General features: G+C 60.3%; 18 protein-coding genes. 9 read left to right on the forward strand and 9 right to left on the reverse strand.

The window, feature by feature from the left end; all coding sequences use genetic code 11:
* Positions 1-7: 7 nt before the first annotated feature.
* Entirely contained in the window at positions 8-901 is an 894-nt protein-coding gene (locus BHC62_RS12260) for a DMT family transporter (RefSeq protein ID WP_166647876.1), read from the reverse strand.
* Positions 902-1,061: 160 nt separating this feature from the next.
* Between BHC62_RS12260 and BHC62_RS12265 the strand changes: the two genes are divergently transcribed.
* Positions 1,062-2,486 (forward strand): PLP-dependent aminotransferase family protein, encoded by a 1,425-nt coding sequence (locus BHC62_RS12265; RefSeq protein ID WP_070995177.1) that lies wholly within the window; start codon positions 1,062-1,064, stop codon positions 2,484-2,486.
* Between the two features lie 60 nt (positions 2,487-2,546).
* On the opposite strand, the gene BHC62_RS12270 is transcribed toward BHC62_RS12265, so the two are convergent.
* The gene (locus tag BHC62_RS12270; protein WP_029298286.1) at positions 2,547-3,365 is read right to left on the reverse strand and encodes a pyruvate, water dikinase regulatory protein; all 819 of its coding nucleotides are present in this window, start codon (positions 3,363-3,365) and stop codon (positions 2,547-2,549) included.
* Positions 3,366-3,543: 178 nt separating this feature from the next.
* On the opposite strand from BHC62_RS12270, the gene ppsA reads away from it, so the two are divergent.
* The 8 genes from ppsA (at position 3,544) to BHC62_RS27405 (ending at position 11,673) form a co-directional block, all read left to right on the forward strand.
* On the forward strand, positions 3,544-5,919 hold the full coding sequence (gene ppsA, locus BHC62_RS12275; RefSeq protein WP_029298284.1) for a phosphoenolpyruvate synthase: 2,376 nt from the start codon (positions 3,544-3,546) through the stop codon (positions 5,917-5,919).
* 99 nt (positions 5,920-6,018) lie between these two features.
* Complete coding sequence (locus BHC62_RS12280) at positions 6,019-7,008, forward strand: alpha/beta fold hydrolase (protein ID WP_029298282.1); 990 nt, start codon at positions 6,019-6,021, stop codon at positions 7,006-7,008.
* A gap of 229 nt (positions 7,009-7,237) precedes the next feature.
* Complete coding sequence (gene rraA, locus BHC62_RS12285; RefSeq protein ID WP_029298280.1) at positions 7,238-7,729, forward strand: ribonuclease E activity regulator RraA; 492 nt, start codon at positions 7,238-7,240, stop codon at positions 7,727-7,729.
* A gap of 24 nt (positions 7,730-7,753) precedes the next feature.
* Positions 7,754-8,749, forward strand: coding sequence for a zinc transporter ZntB (locus BHC62_RS12290; RefSeq protein WP_029298277.1), 996 nt, complete (start codon positions 7,754-7,756; stop codon positions 8,747-8,749).
* 85 nt (positions 8,750-8,834) lie between these two features.
* Entirely contained in the window at positions 8,835-9,080 is a 246-nt protein-coding gene (locus BHC62_RS12295) for a hypothetical protein (protein ID WP_029298275.1), read from the forward strand.
* A 2-nt stretch (positions 9,081-9,082) separates the two neighbouring features.
* Positions 9,083-9,907, forward strand: a complete 825-nt coding sequence (locus BHC62_RS12300; RefSeq protein ID WP_029298273.1) for a mechanosensitive ion channel domain-containing protein — start codon at positions 9,083-9,085, stop codon at positions 9,905-9,907.
* Between the two features lie 87 nt (positions 9,908-9,994).
* Positions 9,995-10,585 carry an RNA polymerase sigma factor SigX gene (gene sigX, locus BHC62_RS12305; RefSeq protein ID WP_029298270.1) on the forward strand — a complete coding sequence of 197 codons (591 nt, stop codon included), beginning with the start codon at positions 9,995-9,997 and terminating at the stop codon, positions 10,583-10,585.
* Between the two features lie 107 nt (positions 10,586-10,692).
* Positions 10,693-11,673 (forward strand): OmpA family protein, encoded by a 981-nt coding sequence (locus tag BHC62_RS27405; RefSeq protein WP_029298268.1) that lies wholly within the window; start codon positions 10,693-10,695, stop codon positions 11,671-11,673.
* A 62-nt stretch (positions 11,674-11,735) separates the two neighbouring features.
* On the opposite strand, the gene cobA is transcribed toward BHC62_RS27405, so the two are convergent.
* The 7 genes from cobA to BHC62_RS12345 all read right to left on the reverse strand — a co-directional run bounded on the left by cobA (position 11,736) and on the right by BHC62_RS12345 (position 22,110).
* On the reverse strand, positions 11,736-12,473 hold the full coding sequence (gene cobA / locus BHC62_RS12315) for a uroporphyrinogen-III C-methyltransferase (RefSeq protein ID WP_029298265.1): 738 nt from the start codon (positions 12,471-12,473) through the stop codon (positions 11,736-11,738).
* Between the two features lie 11 nt (positions 12,474-12,484).
* Positions 12,485-15,193, reverse strand: a complete 2,709-nt coding sequence (locus BHC62_RS12320) for a nitrate reductase (protein WP_070995169.1) — start codon at positions 15,191-15,193, stop codon at positions 12,485-12,487.
* On the reverse strand, positions 15,193-15,510 hold the full coding sequence (gene nirD, locus BHC62_RS12325) for a nitrite reductase small subunit NirD (protein ID WP_029298262.1): 318 nt from the start codon (positions 15,508-15,510) through the stop codon (positions 15,193-15,195). The genes BHC62_RS12320 and nirD overlap by 1 nt, the downstream gene beginning before the upstream one ends.
* Positions 15,507-17,960: a nitrite reductase large subunit NirB gene (gene nirB / locus BHC62_RS12330; RefSeq protein WP_070995170.1), complete on the reverse strand. Its 2,454-nt coding sequence runs from the start codon at positions 17,958-17,960 to the stop codon at positions 15,507-15,509. The genes nirD and nirB overlap by 4 nt, the downstream gene beginning before the upstream one ends.
* Positions 17,961-18,232: 272 nt before the next feature.
* Entirely contained in the window at positions 18,233-19,900 is a 1,668-nt protein-coding gene (locus BHC62_RS12335) for a bifunctional protein-serine/threonine kinase/phosphatase (protein WP_070995171.1), read from the reverse strand.
* Positions 19,900-21,111 carry a NarK/NasA family nitrate transporter gene (locus tag BHC62_RS12340; RefSeq protein ID WP_070995172.1) on the reverse strand — a complete coding sequence of 404 codons (1,212 nt, stop codon included), beginning with the start codon at positions 21,109-21,111 and terminating at the stop codon, positions 19,900-19,902. Before BHC62_RS12340 ends, BHC62_RS12335 begins: the two co-directional genes overlap by 1 nt.
* Before the next feature lie 423 nt (positions 21,112-21,534).
* Positions 21,535-22,110, reverse strand: a complete 576-nt coding sequence (locus tag BHC62_RS12345) for an ANTAR domain-containing response regulator (protein WP_029298254.1) — start codon at positions 22,108-22,110, stop codon at positions 21,535-21,537.
* Between the last annotated feature and the right edge of the window lie 12 nt (positions 22,111-22,122).

Consider the following 22,122-nt stretch of genomic DNA (forward strand, 5'->3'; position numbering starts at 1 on the left):
GAAAGGGTCAATTGGCTTTTGCCAGCAACTTTTCGATCGGCAACTTGGTGATGGCAAAGCCGGCCAGCAGGATCGCCGAGTACAGCATCAGGTCCCGGGACAACTCCAGGCCTTCGTACCAGGCGCCGATGATTACGGCGAACACCGGGAAAATAATGAAGACGAACGACAGGATGATCGGGCTCAGGCGCTTGAGCAGCATGAAATACACGATAAACCCGCCGACCGAGGCCACCAGGCCCAGGTAGAACAGGGCGCTCCAGGACCGCAGGGTGATGGCCTCGAAGGTCGGTGATTCAAACCACAGCCCGGCGACAAACAGCATCAGCCCGGCAATCCCGATGGGCAGGGTGTTGTAGGTGATCACGCTGATGGCGCTGCCTTTTTGCTTGGTAATGACATAGCACAAGGCATGCAGGATTGCGGCGGTCAGAATTGCCAGTACGCCGAAGAATTCGGCGTGGTCAAGGTGCAGTCCCTGGCTGCGGATGATCATGTACAGGCTGCCGAAGCCGATGCCGATACCGACGACCTGGGAAAAGTAGATGCGCTCGCGCAGGAACAGTGCCGAGAAGATCAGGATGAACACCGGCATGCAGCTGAACAGCAGCGCGGTGAGCCCGGATGAGACGTGCATCTCGCCGTAGTTGAGCAGGTAGTAGGGCACGCTGAAGTAGCAAAGGGTCACGAACACAAAGAACCAGCGGCTTTCCCGGGGGAACAGGATCGGCTCGCGCCGCAGAAAGGCAAAGCACAGAAACAGTGGGAAGGCGATCAAAAAGCGCAACCCCGCCGACGTCAGGGGCGGCACGCTTTCCACCGCGATCTTGATCCCCAACCAGGTGGTGCCCCAGCTCAGGCAGACAATCAGGAACATCACACTGGTGATCAGGCCAGCCAGCCATTGTTTGGGGGATTTGGTTTTGTCGGTATTTTCGAGAACGGCGGACATTGGCATCGTTTATTGCTTCCCTGAGCCGGAATTGAACTCTATATTGAACTTGTAATTAGAGGTTTCACCCGGTGATTGAACCCGTAAAAGCACACTATTAGGGCGAATGATGGCTGTCAAAACAAATATTGACATGGTGTCAATTATGCGAGAGGGGCTGTCCAGCGGGCAGGGCGTGAAGTACAAACGCCTGTCTGACGTCATGGAACGGGGCATCCTCGAAGGTCTGATTGAGCCTGGGCGCAAACTGCCGCCTCACCGGGTGCTTTCTGACAATCTTGGGGTGACCATCGGCACTATCAGCCGCGCCTACGGCGAACTGGAACGCCTGGGTCTGGTGGTGGCGCGAGTGGGTGACGGAACGTTCGTACGTAAGCGTGGGATGGAGCGCCAGCGTGACGAAGGCTTTCGCAATGTCAGCGAGGAGCCGCGCCAGTACTTCGATATGAGCCGCAATATGCATATCCCGGGGCAGGAGACCACGTTCCTGGCCCAGGGCTTTGAAACCCTGGCCAAGAATGCCAAGTTCCTGCAGGACATCAGCGCCTACACCCCGGACGCCGGCCTGCCACGCTACCGCGCGGCCGGGGCGCAATGGTTGGTGCAGCGTGACTTTCATCCGATTCCAGAGCAGGTCATCTGTGTCAACGGCGGCCAGCACGGGCTGCTGTGCGCATTGATGGCGTTGGTGCGTGCGGGCGACACGGTAGTCACCGAGCAATTGACCTATCCGGGCCTGATTACCGCCGCGCGGATGCTCGGCATCCGCCTGATCGGTCTGGAAATGGATGAGGAAGGCGTGTTGCCGGGAGCTCTGGAGGAGGTCTGTCGCAATCACCGGGTATCGGCCTTGTATTGCACGCCGACCATCCAGAATCCGACGACCGCGGTGTTGTCGGTGGCCCGCCGTGAGGCGCTGGTGAAGGTCTGTCGTGAGCACAATCTGCTGATCTTGGAGGACGAGGCGCATGGGGTGTTGGTGGCAGATCGCCCGCCGCCCCTGAGCCATTTTGCCCCGGAGCGCACGATTCTGATCAGCAGCCTGAGCAAGGCCGTGTCGGCGGGCTTGCGGGTGGGGTATGTGCATGCACCGCCCGCGCTGGTCAGCCGTATTTCTGCGGCTCTGCGTTCAACCTGCTGGATGGCCACACCAGTGACCCTGGAACTGGCCACGCAGTGGATTGAAAACGGCACGGCAGAGTACCTGTTGCATCAGCAGATCAATGAAATCAGCCGGCGCAAAGCGTTGGTCGCAGGCCTGCTGGCCGGCCTGGAATACCGGACGCACCCCAACAGCCCGCACTTCTGGATTGAAGTCCCTGAGCCTTGGCGAGCGTCGGAAATCGAGGCAGAACTCAAGCAGAATAATTACCTGATCGCCACGGCCGAAGCCTTTGCCGTGGGGCAGACGGCGGTACCGCAGTTTATCCGGGCGAGCATTTGCAATACGTCGGGGGATGATCAATTGCTGAAGGCGGGATTTGACGCGCTGGCCACGGCGCTGGGGCAGGGTGGGGACCGTTTTCACCTGTGAACCCAGTTGTGGCGCACGGGCTAATGTGGCAAATGGGCTCGCCACATTAGCGGCTACGGGTTATTTGAAGCGCCGCTCAACACCCTTTTCTACAAGGATTTTCGCCGAAATCTCTTCCACCGAAAAATGCGTGGAGTTGATGTGCGCAATGTTTTCCCGGCGGAACAGGTTTTCCACTTCCCGCACTTCGAATTCGCACTGGGCATAGCTCGAATAGCGGCTGTTGGGCTTGCGTTCGTTACGGATGGCCGTGAGTCGGTCCGGGTCGATGGTCAGGCCGAAGAGCTTGTGCTGATGTTTGCGCAGCACCGCCGGCAGTTGCAGGCGTTCCATGTCGTCTTCGGTCAGCGGGTAGTTGGCCGCGCGGATGCCAAACTGCATGGCCATGTACAGGCAGGTCGGGGTCTTGCCGCAGCGCGACACGCCGACCAGGATCAGGTCGGCCTTGTCGTAGTAGTGGGTGCGGGCGCCGTCGTCGTTGTCCAGGGCGAAGTTCACCGCCTCGATCCGCTCCATATAGTTGGAATTGTGGCCAATGGAATGGGACTTGCCCACGGAGTATGAGGAATGCTCACTGAGCTCCTGTTCCAGGGGCGCAAGGAAGGTCGAGAAGATGTCGATCATGAAACCATTGGAAGTGGCGAGGATCTCACGGATGTCCTGGTTGACGATGGTGTCGAAAATGATCGGGCGTACACCGTCTTTTTCGGCGGCCAGATTGATTTGTTGTACCATGGCCCGCGCTTTATCCACGTTATCGATATAAGGCCGGGTGAATTTGGCGAAGGTAATGCTTTCGAACTGCGCCAGCAGGCTCTGACCCAGGGTTTCGGCGGTAATGCCGGTGCCATCGGAGATAAAGAAAGCAGATCGTTTCATTTGAGCCTTGGGCCTTAAGCTGATGACGAATCTTGGATATGATAGGCGCGATTTTGCCGTCCCACAGTGGGCCGCATTCTCACTTATTTTCCAGGTCCAGGCCACAAACGCCGGTAAATGCTCCTATTGAGCCCCCGGCGCCCTGAGCTTTTCCAACACAGTTAGTGGAGAGATCACCTTGGTAGAGTACGTAGTTTCCCTCGATAAGCTCGGCGTCCATGATGTAGAGCATGTGGGGGGCAAGAACGCATCCCTCGGCGAGATGATCAGTAATCTTGCGGGCGCCGGTGTCTCAGTGCCCGGTGGTTTCGCCACCACGGCCCAGGCATATCGCGACTTCCTCGAACTGAGTGGTCTCAACGACCAGATCCACGCTGCCCTGGACGCGTTGGACGTCGATGATGTCAACGCTCTGGCCAAGACTGGCGCGCAGATCCGCCAGTGGATCATGGAAGCCGAGTTCCCCGAGAAGCTCAACGCAGAAATCCGCACCGCCTTCGCCACCCTGTCGGCGGGCAACCCGGACATGGCTGTCGCCGTGCGTTCCTCGGCCACCGCCGAAGATTTGCCCGACGCCTCTTTCGCCGGCCAGCAGGAAACCTTCCTGAACATCCGTGGCGTAGAAAACGTCATCCGCGCAGCGAAGGAAGTGTTCGCCTCGCTGTTCAACGACCGCGCCATTTCCTACCGCGTGCATCAGGGGTTTGACCACAAGCTGGTTGCCCTGTCTGCCGGCGTGCAGCGCATGGTGCGTTCGGAAACCGGTACCGCCGGTGTGATGTTCACCCTGGATACCGAATCGGGCTTCCGTGACGTGGTGTTTATCACCGGCGCCTACGGCCTGGGCGAAACCGTCGTACAAGGCGCGGTCAACCCGGACGAGTTCTACGTGCACAAGCACACCCTTGAGGCCGGTCGCCCGGCGATCCTGCGCCGCAACCTGGGCAGCAAGGCTATCAAGATGATCTACGGCGACGAGGCCAAGGCCGGTCGCTCGGTGAAAACCGTTGATGTCGACAAGGCCGAGCGTGCGCGCTTCTGCCTCAGCGATGCCGAAGTCAGTGAATTGGCCAAGCAGGCGATGATCATCGAGAAGCACTACAAGTGCCCGATGGACATCGAGTGGGCCAAGGACGGCGATGACGGCAAGCTGTACATCGTCCAGGCACGTCCGGAAACCGTGAAAAGCCGCACTTCGGCCAATGTCATGGAACGCTACCTGTTGAAGGAAACCGGCACCGTGCTGGTGGAAGGCCGTGCCATCGGCCAGCGCATCGGCGCGGGCAAGGTGCGGATCATCAAGGACGTGTCCGAGATGGACAAGGTCCAGCCGGGTGACGTGCTGGTCTCCGACATGACCGACCCGGATTGGGAACCCGTGATGAAGCGCGCCAGCGCCATCGTCACCAACCGTGGCGGGCGTACCTGCCACGCGGCGATCATTGCCCGTGAACTGGGGATCCCGGCCGTGGTCGGTTGCGGCAACGCGACCCAACTGCTCAAGGATGGCCAGGGCGTCACCGTATCCTGCGCCGAAGGCGATACCGGCTTCATCTTTGAAGGTGAACTGGGCTTCGACATCAAGCAAAACTCCATCGATGCCATGCCCGACCTGCCGTTCAAGATCATGATGAACGTCGGCAACCCTGACCGCGCCTTCGACTTCGCGCAGTTGCCGAACGCCGGGGTGGGCCTGGCCCGCCTGGAGTTCATCATCAACCGCATGATCGGCGTGCACCCCAAGGCCCTGTTGAACTACGACGGCCTGCCGGTGGAAATCAAGGACAGCGTCGACAAGCGCATCGCCGGCTACAACGACCCGGTTGGCTTCTACGTCGAGAAGCTGGTGGAAGGCATCAGCACCCTGGCGGCGGCCTTCTGGCCGAAGAAAGTCATCGTGCGCCTGTCGGACTTCAAGTCCAACGAGTACGCGAACCTGATCGGCGGCAAGCTTTACGAGCCGGAAGAAGAAAACCCGATGCTGGGTTTCCGTGGCGCCTCGCGCTACATCAGCGAAGCGTTTCGTGACTGCTTCGAGCTCGAATGCCGCGCCCTCAAGCGTGTGCGCAACGAGATGGGCCTGACCAACGTCGAGATCATGGTGCCCTTCGTGCGCACCTTGGGCGAAGCGAGCCAGGTGGTCGACCTGCTGGCTGAGAACGGTCTGACCCGTGGCGAAAACGGCCTGCGCGTGATCATGATGTGCGAGCTGCCGTCCAACGCCATCCTCGCCGAGGAGTTCCTGGAGTTCTTCGATGGCTTCTCCATCGGTTCCAATGACCTGACCCAACTGACCCTGGGCCTGGATCGCGACTCCGGGATCATCGCCCACCTGTTTGACGAGCGTAACCCTGCGGTCAAGAAACTGTTGGCCAACGCCATCCAGGCCTGCAACAAGGCTGGCAAGTACATCGGTATCTGTGGCCAAGGCCCTTCCGATCACCCGGACCTGGCCAAATGGCTGATGGAACAGGGCATCGAAAGTGTCTCGCTGAACCCCGATTCCGTGCTGGAAACCTGGTTCTTCCTGGCTGAAGGCCAAGCCTCGGCGTAATTGCCATCTGCCGGTCGGCCTATATGGCTGGCCGGCATTTCTCATTCTGTACAGGGCGGAACTCCTTCCGGACGCCGCCCTTTTTTGTGCAAGAACATTATGCAAAGCAGCAGCAACCTGTTTCCCGTCGCCTTGATCAGCGCTGAGCGTCGTGGCGATCTGAGTGAAGATGTCTACCGCCTCAAGCCTGGCAACAGCCCCGACAGCACCGTAGAACTGGCGGTGACACGCCTGGGGCTGGCCGATGTCGCGCAAAGTCGTGGCGTACCGGTGGTGTTGGTACATGGCAGCTTTTCCAATCGCCGTTTCTGGTATTCGCCCAAAGGGATTGGCCTGGGGGCGTATCTGGCGCGCCAGGGCTTTGATGTATGGATCCCGGAAATGCGTGGTCACGGGCTTTCCCGACGTAACCAGGACTACGCCAAGAATCGTGTCGCCGACTATGCTCGTTACGATTTACCGGCCATCGCCGCCTTTGTGCGTGAGCAAAGTGCGCAGATCCCGCACTGGATCGGTCACTCGTTGGGCGGCACGACCCTGGCGGCAGCGCTGGGCGGCCAGTATCTGGGGGCGCCGGCCGTGGCGTCGGTGGCGCTGTTTGGCTGCCAGGTCAGTCGCACTTACTGGCCGTTGAAAATTCCGCCGGTGGAGTGGGGTGGGCGCTTGATCTTGAAGCGCTTTGCCCAGCTTTCCGGTTCGCGACTCAAGCGTGGCCCGGAAGACGAGCCCATCGGCCTGGCCCTGGAAAGCATGCGCTGGCACGGCCTGTTCGGGCGTTTTGGCGATGCCGAGCGCGACTGGTGGAAAGGCCTGGCCGAGGTCGATATACCGCTGCTGGCAGTGAGTGCCGCTGGCGATCATCAAGACCCGGACTGGGCCTGCCGCAAGCTGTTTGACCAAGTGGGCAGCGAGCACCGCCAATACCTGTGCCTGGGGCGCAAGCAAGGGTTCAGCGGTGATTTCGGGCATGTCGAGATGCTGGTGAGTAAAGCGGCGCAGGCCGAAGTATGGCCGTTGGTGCAGCGTTGGCTGAAAGATCCCCTGACACCTTTGGCGGGTGCACAGGTGCAGGTGCCGGCGGCTGTCTGAAGAAAGGCTCTAAAGAGGGCGTTTCGCTTGAGGTGGCTTGCGGCTAAGATATGACGCACCGGGCTATTCTGGTCATATTCAGTCGCGCAGTGGCTATTGCGTTACAGCCTGGCGGGTCTGATCATTGTCGCCCTTGCAGCGGCATGTCTTAAAGAATGCCGGTTGCGATGCGTTTTCTTGATGTAGCTGTGGATGTTCGACACCTTCTTTCACCGACAGGAGTTTTTCGATGAACCATTACGTTACCCCCGACCTGTGTGACGCCTACCCGGACCTGGTACAGGTGCTGGAGCCGATGTTCGCCAACTTTGGGGGGCGGGACTCCTTCGGTGGCCAGATCGTGACCGTCAAGTGCTTTGAGGACAACTCCAGGGTCAAGGAACAGGCCGAACTCGATGGCACCGGCAAAGTGCTGGTGGTCGACGGTGGTGGTTCATTGCGCTGCGCCTTGCTGGGCGACATGATCGCCGATCGAGCCGCAAAGAACGGCTGGGAAGGCTTGGTGATCTACGGCTGTGTGCGTGATGTGGACGTGCTCGCCCAGACCGACCTGGGCGTGCAGGCCTTGGCCAGCCACCCGAAAAAGAGCCATCGCCAAGGCGTGGGCGACCTGGGCGGGGCCGTGACATTTGCGGGCGTGACATTCCGTCCCGGTGAATATGTCTATGCCGATAACAATGGCGTGATTGTTTCGCCCAGCCCGTTGAAAATGCCTGAATAACTGCAATAGCCGACAGGGGTGAGGATGTTCGAGGAAGAAAACGCGCAGTGGGGGCTGGTACACGCCCTCGTGCTGGACGGTAAAGGCGGTGCGCGTTCGATTGCCCGGACTGAGCTTGACGACCTGCAAATGCAGCCCCAGGAAAGCCTGTGGCTGCATTGGGATCGCAGTCATCCCCAGACCCAGACCTGGTTGCGCAAATCCAGTGGCCTGAGCGAGTTCGCCTGTGACCTGCTGCTGGAGGAGAACACCCGGCCACGTTTACTGCCGCTACCGGACGACGAGTTGCTGCTGTTTCTGCGTGGGATCAACCTCAACCCGGGGGCGGAGCCGGAAGACATGGTGTCGGTGCGTATCTTTGCTGCGGCTGACCGGGTCATTTCCCTGCGTCTGCGGCCCTTGCGCGCTACCGATGAGTTGCTGGTGCAGTTGGCGGATGGGAAAGGCCCCAGGACTGCTTCCGAGCTGATCCTGTACATGGCGCAGTACCTGACCAATAAAGTGCAGGATCTGGTCAGCGACTTGTCTGAAATCGTCGATATCGAAGAAGAAAAACTGGATACCGACGAACGGTATACCCCGGAGCATGGCAGCGTCCTGCAGATCCGTCGGCGGGCCGCCGCGCTCAAGCGCTTCCTGGCACCCCAGCGCGATATTTTCGCGCAACTGACACGCATAAAACTGCCCTGGTTCGTCGATGACGATGCTGACTATTGGAATGAATTGAATAACAGCCTGACCCGTTACCTGGAAGAGCTGGAATTGAGCCGGGAGCGCGTGGGGCTGGTGCTGGAGGCCGAGGATCGGCGTTTGAGCGTGCGCATGAACCGCACGATGTACCGCTTCGGGATCATCACCGGGATCTTTTTGCCGATGAGTTTCCTGACCGGCTTGCTGGGGATCAACGTAGGGGGGATTCCGTTTTCCGAGAGCCCCTATGGCTTCGCGATTGCCTGCTTGTTGATGGTCTCGGTGGCCCTTGGGCAGTGGTGGCTGTTTCGACGTTTACGCTGGGTTTGACCTGAACGTGACCTGAACGGCAGGAGAGGTCATGTGACCAGACGAATTTTGCCCTCGTCTTTTAAATCACTTGCGAGAGGTCCCTATGCACGATCCGTTTGAACAGTCTTTGCGTGACATGCTTAACGCTTCGCCGTCCAACCGTGACGACGATGCTTGCCTGGGGCGCGTACTGAAAACCGCCAACCGCCAGGTGGGCGCGGGCGACCTGTTTGGTCTGCTCGGCCGTTGGCTACCGGCACTGATGATGGCGCTGAACAATGGTTCGGCCCACGTATCGCCTGTTTCTCGTCGTAAACCTATTGCTCGCACTGCTGATAAGGCTGATTGAATATGGAACTTGATCTCTGGACGCAGAGTCTGGTCACTGCAATGACTGCGTTGTGGACCAAGGTGGCGAATTTCATTCCCAACCTGTTTGGTGCGCTGGTGCTGGTGCTGCTGGGTTTTGTCGTGGCCAAGCTGCTCGACACCCTGCTCTCCAAATTGCTCGCCAAGCTGGGCCTCGATCGTTTGATGGCCGGCACCGGATTGACCAAGTTGCTGGGGCGCGCCGGGCTGCAAGTGCCGATCTCGACACTGATCGGCAAGATCGTCTACTGGTTTGTTTTGCTGATTTTTCTGGTTTCTGCGGCGCAATCCCTTGGACTTGAGCGAGTTTCAGCTACGCTCGACATGCTGGCGCTGTATTTGCCGAAAGTATTCGGCGGCGCGCTGGTGTTGCTGGTCGGCGTTCTGCTGGCGCAACTGGCCAATGGCCTGGTGCGCGGCGCCGCTGAAGGCGTAGGCCTGGACTATGCAGGTGGCCTGGGGCGAATTGCCCAAGGGCTGGTGATCATCATCAGTATTTCGGTGGCGATCAGCCAGTTGGAGGTCAAGACTGACCTGCTCAACCATGTGATTGTGATCGTTTTGATTACCGTTGGTCTGGCCGTTGCGCTGGCCATGGGTTTGGGAAGCCGGGGAATTGCCGGGCAGATTCTTGCGGGAATCTATGTGCGTGAGTTGTATCAGGTGGGGCAAAGCGTGCGTGTTGGCGAGGTCGAAGGGCAGATTGAAGAGATCGGCACGGTGAAAACCACCCTGCTGACCGATGATGGCGAATTAGTGTCGCTGTCCAATCGGGTTCTGCTGGAACAGCAGGTCAGTAGCCGCTAACCCGGCAAACCCTGCTAATGTACGCCGCCGCGATCCTGGCTATCCAGGATGTGGCGGACATTGACCTGACTGTCGGCACGACTTGTTTTGAATAAAGCCCAAACGCTGTCCACGCGCTATGACCCCCGTGAGCTCTCTGATGAGGAGTTGGTCGCGCGCTCGCACACGGAGCTGTTTCACGTAACACGCGCGTACGAAGAATTGATGCGCAGGTATCAACGCACTCTGTTCAACGTTTGTTCAAGATATTTAGGGAACGATCGTGATGCGGATGATGTCTGTCAGGAAGTGATGCTCAAGGTGTTGTATGGCCTGAAGAACTTCGAGGGTAAATCGAAGTTCAAAACCTGGCTCTACAGCATCACGTACAACGAGTGCATCACGCAGTATCGTAAGGAACGGCGAAAGCGTCGCTTGATGGACGCATTGAGTCTGGACCCCCTTGAGGAAGCGTCTGAAGAAAAGGCGCCGGCACCCGAGGAGAAGGGCGGACTTGATCGCTGGCTGGTGCATGTGAACCCGATTGACCGGGAAATTCTGGTGCTACGATTTGTCGCAGAACTGGAATTTCAGGAAATCGCTGACATTATGCATATGGGTTTGAGTGCTACAAAAATGCGTTACAAACGTGCTCTTGATAAATTACGTGAGAAATTTGCGGACAGTACTGAAACTTAGTTCGGTGCAAATATCTCTTACGTGTAGGCAAGTTCTGTTAGACTTGTCGCCGAGTTGTCCCCCGGTATGTGGGACTGCTTTACAATCACCAGATGGGGATTTAACGGATGAAACTGAAAAACACCTTGGGCTTGGCCATTGGTTCTCTTATTGCCGCTACTTCTTTCGGCGTTCTGGCACAAGGCCAAGGCGCAGTTGAAGGCGAGCTGTTCTACAAGAAGCAGTACAACGATAGCGTCAAGCACATCGAAGACGGCTTCAATCCTGGCGCTCGCATCGGTTACTTCCTGACCGACGACCTGTCCTTGAACTTGTCCTACGACAAGACCAACCACACCCGTTCGACTGACGGTACTGGCAACCAGAAGATCAAAGGTGATACCGGCAGCCTCGTTGCCCAATACCACTTCGGTCAAGCTGGCGTCGACTCCCTGCGTCCATACGTAGAAGGTGGTTTCGGTCACCAGAGCCGTGGCAACGTACGTGCTGATGGCCACACCGGTCGCGACCAGACTACCTTCGCTACCGTTGGTACTGGCGTTAAGTACTACTTCACCAACAACCTGTACGCTCGTGCCGGTGTTGAAGCTGACTACGGTCTGGACAACGGCAAGTGGGATTACTCCGCACTGGTCGGCCTGGGCGTAAACTTCGGCGGTAACGCTGGCGCAGCCGCTCCAGCTCCTACCCCAGCACCAGCTCCAGAGCCAGTTCCAGAGCCAGAAGCTCCGGTTGCTCAGGTTGTTCGTGTTGAGCTGGACGTTAAGTTCGACTTCGACAAGGCCGTTGTTAAGCCTAACAGCTACGGCGACGTCAAAAACCTGGCCGACTTCATGGCTCAGTACCCAGCTACCAACGTAGAAGTTGCTGGTCACACTGACTCCGTCGGTCCAGACGCTTACAACCAGAAGCTGTCCCAGCGTCGTGCTGACGCTGTTAAGCAAGTCCTGGTTAAAGACGGCGTTGACGCTGGCCGTATCACCTCCGTAGGTTACGGCGAATCCCGCCCAGTTGCTGACAACGCAACTGAAGCTGGTCGTGCTGTTAACCGTCGCGTAGAAGCATCGGTTGAAGCTCAAGCTCAGTAATTACTGAGTGGTAGAAAAAAGCCCGGCTCTTGAGCCGGGCTTTTTTTCGCCTGCGATTTGCCTCAGGCGCTGGCGGCCAGTGCTGCTTCAACCGCCGCTGCCGCCACCGCACCGATCACCAGGATAGCCGGGCTCTTCAAGGCGAATGCCTGGGCATCATCGTGCATGCGTGCCAGGGAGCTGCGGCACTCACGCTGTTGGGGCAGCGAGGCGTTCTCGATCATCGCCACTGGCATATCAGCGGCCATGCCACCTTCCAGCAGTTGCCGGGCAATCTCTGAAAGCTTCGCCACGCCCATGTAGATCACCAGTGTTGTGCCCCCTTCGGCCAGTGCCCGCCAATTCAGGCTGCTGTCGTCCTGGGTATGGGCAGTGACCAGCGTTACGCCGCGACTGATCCCGCGCAGCGTCAGCGGTATATCGCAATTGGTCGCACCTGCCAGCCCGGCGGTGATGCCATTGACCAGCTCCACACTCACGCCTCGTTCCCTGAGCCAGGTCGCTTCTTCGCCGCCACGGCCAAAAATGCACGGATCACCGCCTTTGAGGCGCACCACACATTTACCCTGACGCGCGTAACGCAGCATCAGACGATGAATGAAATCCTGGGGCGTGGAACGGCAGCCGCCGCGTTTGCCGACGGTAATCACCCGCGCACCTGGGCAATGTTCAAGCACCGCCGGGTTGACCAAGTCATCAATCAACACCACATCGGCCTCGTGCAGGGCCCGCACCGCCTTGAGGGTCAGCAACTCCGGATCACCCGGGCCTGCGCCCACCAGCCAGACTTTTGCACTCATATTCATTGCCCTCACACACTGATAGCGATTGGCTGCGAGGTGCTCGCCAAAAGCCGTTTGATTTCGGGGACGCAGGAGCCACATTGCGTGCCGCAGCCCAGTTCTTGCTTCAGCCCGGCGAGGTCCAGGCCGCGACTGATGCCTGCACATATCGCGTTTTCACTGACGTTCTTGCAGTTGCAGAGAATTTTGTTGCTGCTCGTACCCGCGCCGGGTGGCGCGCTTAGCGGGGCCAGCAGCCAGCGGCGCAGTTGTTCATCGGTCCGGCCCTCCAGCCAAAGGCTTTGCAGCCAATGACGGGCCAGGGTTTCGCCGGCCAGACGGATCGCGGTAATCCGGCCTTTCTCGATTTTTACCCGCTTGCCGATGGAGCGCCGTGGGTCGTCATAGGCCATGACCGGGCCGTCATTGAGGCCCAGCAATTGGTCGATGTTCTTGAGCAACTGCAGGTCCGGCGCCTCGGTATGGGCAGCACGCAGCAGCAGCGCCGGCCGCTCACGCCCGGTCAAGCTGAGGCTGACGTAGGCAAAGCGCTCGCAAAGCGGACGCAACGCCTCGAAGTGTTGCTGCACGTCACCTTCGATCAACGCAAACAGCTGCCAAGGCAATTGCACGGCTTCCAGGCGCACACCGCTGTGCTTGAGCTCGGGTTGTTTCGACAAGGGATCGAATGCCGGCTGAGTCAGCATGTTGACGCCGCCCTTGAGGAAGCGATCGCCCCAATGCATGGGCAGGAACGCCTGGCCGGGCCGCACGCTGTCATCACTGGTCACCGCCACAATCACCTGGCCACGGCGGCTTTTCAGGCTCACCAGATCGCCCTCTTTGAAGCGGTGCCGGCGCAGTTCGTCCGGGTGCAGGCTGAGCAATGCTTCGCTGACGTGGCCGAACAGTTGCGCAGCCGTACCGGTGCGGCTCATGCCATGCCACTGGTCACGCAGGCGGCCGGTGATCAGGGTCAGGGGAAAGCGCGCATCACGTTGTTCCTTGGCAGCGCGATAAGGCTCGGCGATAAAGTGCGCACGACCACTGTCAGTCGGGAAGATGCCGTCGGTGTACAGCCGTGGCGTGCCGCTCTGAGCCTCGGCGGGAAACGGCCATTGTTGCGGGCCGATCCGGTCGAGCAGGGCATGGCTGATGCCTGACAGGTCCAAGTCCCGACCGCGTGTCAGCAGTTTGAACTCATCAAAAATCTGCGAAGGTTGCGCAAACGCAAACAGGCTCGGTAGGCCCGGTCGCAAACGTTGCTCCAGGCGCTGTGCGAAATCCACGGTAATCGCCCAGTCCGACCGCGCCTCACCCGGTGGGGCAATGGCCTGGCGTACGTGGGAAATGCGCCGCTCGGAATTGGTCACGGTGCCTTCTTTCTCACCCCAACTGGCGGCTGGCAACAACAGGTCGGCAAAGGCAGCGGTTTCTGTGGTTCGGAAGGCTTCCTGCAACACCACGAATGGGCACGCGGCCAGGGCCTGACGCACGCTGCTCTGGTCCGGCAACGATTGCGCGGGGTTGGTGCAGGCAATCCACAGCGCTTTGATCTTGCCGGCCTGTACCTGCTCGAACAATTCGATGGCGGTCAAGCCGGTGCTGGATGGCAGTTGCTCAACCCCCCAGTAGGCGGCCACTTGTGCGCGGTGCTCGGGGTTGTTGGCATCACGATGGCCCGGCAGCAGGTTCGACAGGCTACCGGTTTCCCGGCCGCCCATGGCGTTGGGCTGACCGGTCAGGGAAAACGGCCCGCAACCTGGGCGGCCAATGGTGCCGGTGGCCAGGTGCAGGTTGATCAGGGCGCTGTTTTTCGCACTGCCGGCGGTGGACTGGTTGAGCCCCATGCACCACAGCGACAGAAAGCTCGTGGAGGTACCGACCCACTGCGCACACTGGCGCAGTTGCTCGACACTGATTCCGCACAATTGCGTGACCATCTGCGGCGTGTAGTCGTGGACCAGGCGTTTGAGTTCGACCAAACCATCGGTATGAGCCTGGATAAAGTCACGATCAATCCAGTCTTCCCACAGCAGCAGATGCAAAATCCCATGGAACAACGCGACATCGGTACCCGGCAGGATTGCCAGGTGCATATCCGCCAAGTCACAGGTATCGGTGCGCCGTGGATCAACGACCAGCACTTTCATATCCGGACGGCGCGCCTTGGCCTCTTCCAGCCGGCGAAACAGTACCGGGTGGGCGTAGGCCATATTACTGCCGACGATCATCACGCAATCGCTGGCCTCCAGGTCCTCATAGCTGCACGGCGGCGCGTCGGCCCCCAGGCTGCGCTTGTAGCCGACCACCGCCGAGGACATACACAGCCGGGAATTGCTGTCGATATTGTTGGTGCCCACCAGCGCCCGGGCGAGCTTGTTGAAACTGTAGTAATCCTCGGTCAGCAGTTGCCCGGAGATATAGAACGCCACACTGTCGGGGCCGTGCTCGGCGATGGTGTCGGCGAACACATGGGCCGCGTGGTCCAGGGCGCTGTCCCAATCGGTACGGCCACGGGCCAGGCCTTTGCCCAGGCGCAATTCGGGGTACAACGCCCGCGCTGCCAGGTCGCCAGTCAGGTGCAGGCTGGAACCCTTGCTGCACAACTTGCCGAAATTGGCCGGGTGCGACGGGTCGCCGCTGACCCCGAGGATCTGCGCGCCATCATGCTCGATCAGCACGCCGCAGCCGACCCCGCAGTAGCAGCAGGTCGATGCGGTGACCTGGCGGTTCATCAACCAGCGTCCCGCAGGGCCAGCATCACCCGGCCGTTTTCAACCCGGGCGTGGTGGTGGTGGGCGCAACCGATATCCGGGGCCTGGGCTTCGCCGGACGCCAGGTCGATCTGCCAGTTGTGCAATGGGCATGCTACGCGTTTGCCGTAAATCAACCCCTGGGACAATGGCCCACCCTTGTGCGGGCAGCGGTCGTCAAGGGCGAAGACTTCGTCGTCACTGGTCCGAAAAATCGCAATTTCACCTTTCGGGCCGCTGACGATGCGCGAGCCCAGTGCGTTGATTTCGTCGAGGGCACAGATATCCAGCCAGTTCATACCACTACCTCCAGCTGTTTGACGGCGATGGTGTCGAATTCCTTCTTCAGCAACGGCTGCTCCAGGCGTTCTTTCCATGGGTCTTGTTCAAACGACAGGGAGAACTGCAGGCGCTCGTTCAGGGCCTGGCGCCGCGCTGGGTCTTCCAGCACGGCCTTCTTGATATGGTCCATGCCGACCCGCTGCATGTAATGCACGGTGCGCTCCAGGTAGAAGGCTTCTTCGCGGTACAGCTGCAGGAAGGCGCCGTTGTATTCGCGTACCTCCTCGGCGGTCTTGAGCTTGACGAAGAACTCTGCGACCTCGGTCTTGATCCCGCCGTTGCCGCCGATATACATCTCCCAGCCCGAGTCGACGCCGATAATTCCCACGTCCTTGATCCCGGCTTCCGAGCAGTTGCGCGGGCAACCGGAGACCGCCAGCTTGACCTTGTGGGGCGACCACATGTTGAACAGGTCATGCTCCAACTCGATGCCCAGTTGTGTGGAGTTCTGCGTGCCGAAGCGGCAGAACTCGCTGCCTACGCAGGTCTTCACGGTACGGATGGATTTGCCGTAGGCGTGCCCGGACGGCATATCGAGGTCTTTCCAGACACCGGGCAGGTCCTGTTTCTTGATGCCCAGCAAGTCGATGCGCTGCCCGCCGGTTACCTTGACCATCGGCACGTTGTACTTGTCGGCCACATCGGCAATCCGCCGCAGTTCGGAAGGATTGGTCACACCGCCCCACATCCGCGGGACTACCGAGTAAGTGCCGTCTTTCTGAATGTTGGCGTGGGCCCGTTCGTTGATCAGGCGCGATTGCGGATCGTCCTTGGCTTCTCCCGGCCAGGTGGAGATCAGGTAGTAGTTCAACGCCGGGCGGCAAGTGGCGCAGCCGTTGGGGGTGCGCCAGTTCAGGTAGCTCATGGTGTCGGCGATGGTCAGCAGGTGCTGGTCGCGGATCGCCTGGCGGATTTGCCCGTGGTTCAGGTCGCTGCAACCGCAGATGGCTTTTTCGCTCTTTGGCTTGACGTCAGCCGCACCGCCCACGGTGTTGATCAGGATCTGCTCCACCAACCCGGCGCAGGAGCCGCAGGAACTGGCGGCCTTGGTGTGTTTCTTCACCTCATCGACGCTGAACAGGCCCTGCTCCTGGATCGCCTTGACGATGGTGCCCTTGCACACGCCGTTGCAGCCGCAGACTTCGGCGCTGTCGGCCATGCTCATGGCTTTGTCCTGGCCTTGGTGGCCGACGTCGCCCAAGGCGTTTTCGCCGAACATCAGGTGGTCGCGGATTTCGCCAATGCCATGGTTCTCACGGATCTGCCGGAAATACCAACCGCCATCGGCGGTGTCGCCGTACAGGCAGGCGCCGACCAAGATGTCGTCCTTGATCACCAGCTTCTTGTAGACGCCGCCGATGGGGTCGGAAAGGGTGATGGTTTCGGTGCCTTCGCCGCCCATGAAGTCGCCAGCGGAAAACAGGTCGATACCGGTGACTTTCAGTTTGGTCGAGGTCACCGAGCCTTTATAGGTGGCGAACCCCAACTGGGCCAGGTGGTTGGCGCAGACCTTGGCCTGCTCGAACAGCGGCGCCACCAGGCCGTAGGCAATCCCGCGATGGCTGGCGCATTCGCCGATGGCATAGATGCGCGGGTCGTAGGTTTGCATCGTGTCGTTGACCAGGATCCCACGGTTGCACGGGATGCCGGACTTTTCCGCCAGTTCGGTATTGGGGCGGATCCCGGCGGCCATCACCACCAGGTCGGCGGGAATCACGTCGCCGTTTTTGAATTGCACCGAACCCACGCGGCCATTGCCGGCGTCATGCAGGGCCTGGGTCTGTTCGCACAGGCGAAACACCAGGCCACGGCTTTCCAGTTCGGTTTGCAGCAACTGGCCGCTGGTCTTGTCCAGTTGCCGCTCCAGCAGCCATTCGCCGATATGCACCACGGTGACGTGCATGCCGCGCAGCATCAGGCCATTGGCCGCTTCCAGGCCGAGCAGGCCGCCACCGATGACCACGGCATGCTTGTGGGTCTTGGCGGTGTCGATCATGGCTTGGGTGTCGGCAATGTCGCGGTAGCCGATCACGCCCTGCAAGGTATTGCCGGGGATCGGCAGGATGAACGGAGTCGAACCGGTGGCGATCAGCAGGCGATCGTATTCGGCCTCGGTGCCGTCTTCGGCGATGACTTTGCGTTTGACCCGGTCGATCTGCACCACCTTGCGGTTGAGCAGCAACTTGATGTTGTTTTGCAGGTACCAGTCGAGGTCGTTGAGCACGATCTCTTCGAACGTCTGCTCACCGGCCAGCACCGGTGATAGCAGGATGCGGTTGTAGTTGGTGTGGGGCTCGGCGCCAAAGACCGTGATGTCGTACAGCTCGGTGCTCAGTTTCAGCAGTTCTTCAAGGGTGCGAACCCCGGCCATGCCGTTGCCGATCATCACCAGTTTGAGTTTTTTCATGTCGTTCTCCGCAATGGCTCGACAAATCACGCGCAAACAAAAAAAGGCGTCCCGCTAGTTGCCTAGCGAGGACGCCTTTGTCCTGGTCCCGTTCTCTCGGGAAAGCCCCACCTTCGTCGTTGAGGGGTGGGCTGTATGTGGGGTGTTGCAAGAGCTAATGCAGTGGTTGTGCCAAGTCGTGAAAAGCCGGATTTACTGAGGTTCTGGTGGATACCACAAGGCTTTTTCGCACCATTTAAAGGCGCGACGCCCACAACTGGCGCGCCTGCCTCCTACAGGGATAACAGATACAGCAACAGCAGATTGATCAGCAGCGACACCAGCGCCAGGGTTTGCCAGACCTTGAGAGGCTCGCGCTCCAGCAGTGGCCGAGGGCGCAGGCTCAGCTCGCGGCGGTCGGCCTGTTCCAGTACCAGCAGCCATTCCTCGGCGGTTTCGTAGCGTTGGTCCGGTTGTGCCGCCACCGCGCGTTCCAGGCTTTGCTGCAACCAGTCGGGCAGATCCGGTCGATAGCGGCTGGCGCTGACCGGCGTGTTGAAGCGGGGGCGCTGGAAAGCTTCGATTTCACCGTAGGGATAGTGCCCGGTCAGCAGGTAATACAGGCTCACGCCGACGCTGTACAAATCCTGCCGAGGGGTCGGACGTTCACCACTGAAGGCTTCAGGCGCGATAAAGCTGGGGGTGCCCGGCAGCAGGTGAGCGCGGTCCTCGGACAACCCCGGGCAATAGGCCAGGCCAAAGTCCAGTACCCGCAATTCACCGTCGTCCCCCAGCAGCAGGTTTTCCGGCTTGATGTCGCGGTGCAGGATCTGCCGGCGATGCAACATGCCCACCGCGCGCAGCAAGCGCTCGGCGATGGATTGCCATTGTGCCAGCGGCAAGGGGCCTTGCTGCTGGAACAGGGCGGCCAGGGTCTGCCCGCTGTATTCACGCATCACATAGTACAAATGCTGACGCCCGCCGGCCGGATGGACTTCAGGAAATGCCCGTCCGGCCACCCGGCGCAGAAACCATTCTTCTGAGAGCAGGGCCTGGGCGGCGTCGTGGTCATCATCGTGGCCAGGGGGCAGGGTTTTCAGCAGCCAGGGTTGCTGCTGGGTATCGCGTACCCGGTACAGCAACGACTGCCGACTTTGTGCCAGCACGCTCTCCACCTGCCAGCCTTCAAAGGATTGCCCGGCCTTCAACGGCGGCGGCAATGGCCACTGCTGCAACTGCACCAGTGCATCGCCCAGGGTGGCGGCGCCGAGCTGGTCGATGCGCACCAGCAGGGCGCTGGCATTGTCCTGGCTACCCGCCAGGTGTGCGGCGTTGACCAGCGTATTCACGGCCAGGTCCAGGTCGGCCTGTTCGCGCAGGATCGCACGGATGCTGTGATCCGCCAGGGTCGACCACACACCATCGCTGAGCAGCAGGAAACATTCACCCTGGCGCAGTTCACCGTCGAGAAAGTCCACCACCAGATGCTGATCCAGGCCCAGGGCGCGCTTGAGCACGTGCTGCATGCCCGGTTGCTCCCAGACATGTTCTTGGCTGATGCGCTGCAACTCGCCGTCGAACCAGCGATACACCCGGCAGTCGCCGACATGGGCCAGGGTAAAGCGCTGGCCGCGAAACACCACGGCGCTGAGGGTGGTCAACAACGGCTGGCCGCCGCCATTGGCCTGCAGCCAGCGATTCTGCGCCAGCAACAGCCGGTCCAGGGCCTGGGCCACGCCCCAGGTTTGTGGCGTGGCGTAGTAGTCCAGGGCCAGGGCCTGCAAGGTCGAACGCGCGGCCAGGCCGCCATCGGCACACTGGCTGACGCCGTCGGCGATGGCACACAGGTAGCCTTTGCTGGCGGCCAGGTCCGGGGCTGGGGTAACCAGGCGCATGGCGTCCTGGTTTTCCTCACGCGGCCCGATGGCGCTGGCCTGGGCAACACTCAGTTGCAGGCTCATCAGACCCGCGCTGCGGTGACGGCAGCCGAACCCCAGGTGGTCCTCCAGCGCCGTTTCACACCATACAGACCGAACCACGCCAGCACGCCCAGGCTGGCGAACAGCCACAGCGCCAACTGGTAGCTGCCGGTGCTTTGCTTGATCGCACCCATGCCCGCTGCCAGGGCGAAGCCGCCGATGCCGCCGGCCATGCCGATCAACCCGGTCATCACGCCGATCTCCCGGCGAAAGCGCTGCGGTACCAGTTGAAAGACCGCACCGTTACCGGCGCCCAAGCCCAGCATGGTGCAGACGAACAGGGCCAGTGCCGCGTAGGAACTGGGCAGGTTGAAACCCACGGCGGCGATACAGACGGCTGCCACGGCGTACATGCCCAGTAGCGTGCGGATCCCGCCGAAACGGTCGGCCAGGGCGCCGCCCAGAGGGCGCATCAGGCTACCGCCGAACACGCAGGCGGCGGTGTAGTAGCCGGCGGTGACTGGGCTCAAGCCATATTGATCGTTGAAGTAGCCGGGCAGGGCGCTGGCCAGGCCGATAAAGCCACCGAAGGTCACGCTGTAGAAGAACATGAACCACCAACTGTCGCGATCGCCCAAGGCCTTGAAATAGTCGGCCATGGATTTGGCTTTTGGCCGTTCGGGGGCGTTGCGCGCCAGCCAGGCAAAGACGATCAGGGTCAGGATCAATGGGATCAGGGCAAAGCCGAACACATTGCTCCAGCCAAATGCGGCGGCAATCAACGGCGCCAGCAGCGCGGCAAACACGGTGCCGGAGTTGCCGGCCCCGGCGATGCCCATGGCCTTGCCCTGGTGTTCGGCGGGGTACCACTGGGACGCCAGCGGCAGGGCAACGGCAAACGAGGCCCCGGCCATACCGAGGAAAAGCCCCAGGAGCAGCGCCTGTTCATAACTGTGGATCCCCAGTTTCCAGGCGAAGAACAGCGCCACAATCACGATCACCTGACCAATCAGCCCGGCGGTCTTGGGCGACAATTTGTCCGCCAGCATGCCCATCAAAAAGCGCAGGATCGCCCCCGCCAGGATTGGCGTGGCGACCATCAGCCCGCGTTGCTGAGTGGTCAGTTGCAGGTCGGCCGCGATCTGCACCGCCAGCGGGCCCAATAGGTACCAGACCATGAAACTCAGGTCGAAATACAAGAACGCGGCAAACAAGGTCGGGGTGTGCCCGGATTTCCAGAAGCTTGATTTCATCACGCACCTCACGATTGGGGATCTTGTAGAAGGCCTGGTGATGGAACGACCCGCGAAGGCCGCCCCACCAAAACGAAAAAACGCCGCCACCGGGTTCGCGTATGCAAACCGGATGTGCGACGTCTTTGTCGTGGAGGGGCAACCGCCGTTGGCTACCTGTGATGTTTACATAGCAAGTCTTGCGCCAATCGTGACACCGCCATCTACGCAATTTTGCCGCAGCGCATAAATCCAGGCAGACACGGCTGTTGTGGCGAGCGGGCTTGCCCCGCGCTGGGCTGCGAAGCAGCCCCAACAAGATCACAATGTTTTGTCAGATAGTCCGAGGTGACTGATTTTGGGGCTGCTTCGCAGCCCAGCGCGGGCAAGCCCGCTCGCCACAGGGGGGCGTCAGTGTCTGAAAGGTGTGTCGGTGCCGCTATCTCAGCCCAACAACTCACTCATGGCAATAATCTGCTCCGCTACCTGGATCAGCTTTTGCTGGCGGCTCATGGCCTGGCGGCGCATCAGGGTGTAGGCCTGTTCCTCGTTGCAGTCTTTCATTTTCATCAATAGGCCCTTGGCCAGCTCGATGCGCTTGCGTTCTGCCAGTTGCTGGTCGCGGGCTATGAGTTGCGCGCGCAAGGCCTGGTCGCTCTCGAAGCGCGCCATGGCGACATCGAGGATCGGTTGCAGGCGCTGGGCCTGGATGCCTTCGACGATATAGGCACTGACCCCGGACTTGATTGCCTGGCGCATCACGCCGGGGTCATGTTCGTCGGTAAACATCACGATGGGCCGGGGCTGGTCGCGGCTGACCAGCACCACCTGCTCCATCACATCGCGGCCGGGTGATTCGGTATCGATCAGAATCACATCCGGGCGCACCGTTTCGACGCGCGCTGGCAGGTCGATGGTCAGGCCCGATTCATCGATCACTTCAAAACCGGCCTCGGTCAGCGCGCTCTTGAGACGCCCGACTTTGCGCGGGGTGTCATTGATCAGCAGGATTCGCAACATGGGTGGCCTCCC

The organism is Pseudomonas sp. 06C 126, from assembly GCF_001855215.1.
GTDB lineage: Bacteria > Pseudomonadota > Gammaproteobacteria > Pseudomonadales > Pseudomonadaceae > Aquipseudomonas > Aquipseudomonas proteolytica.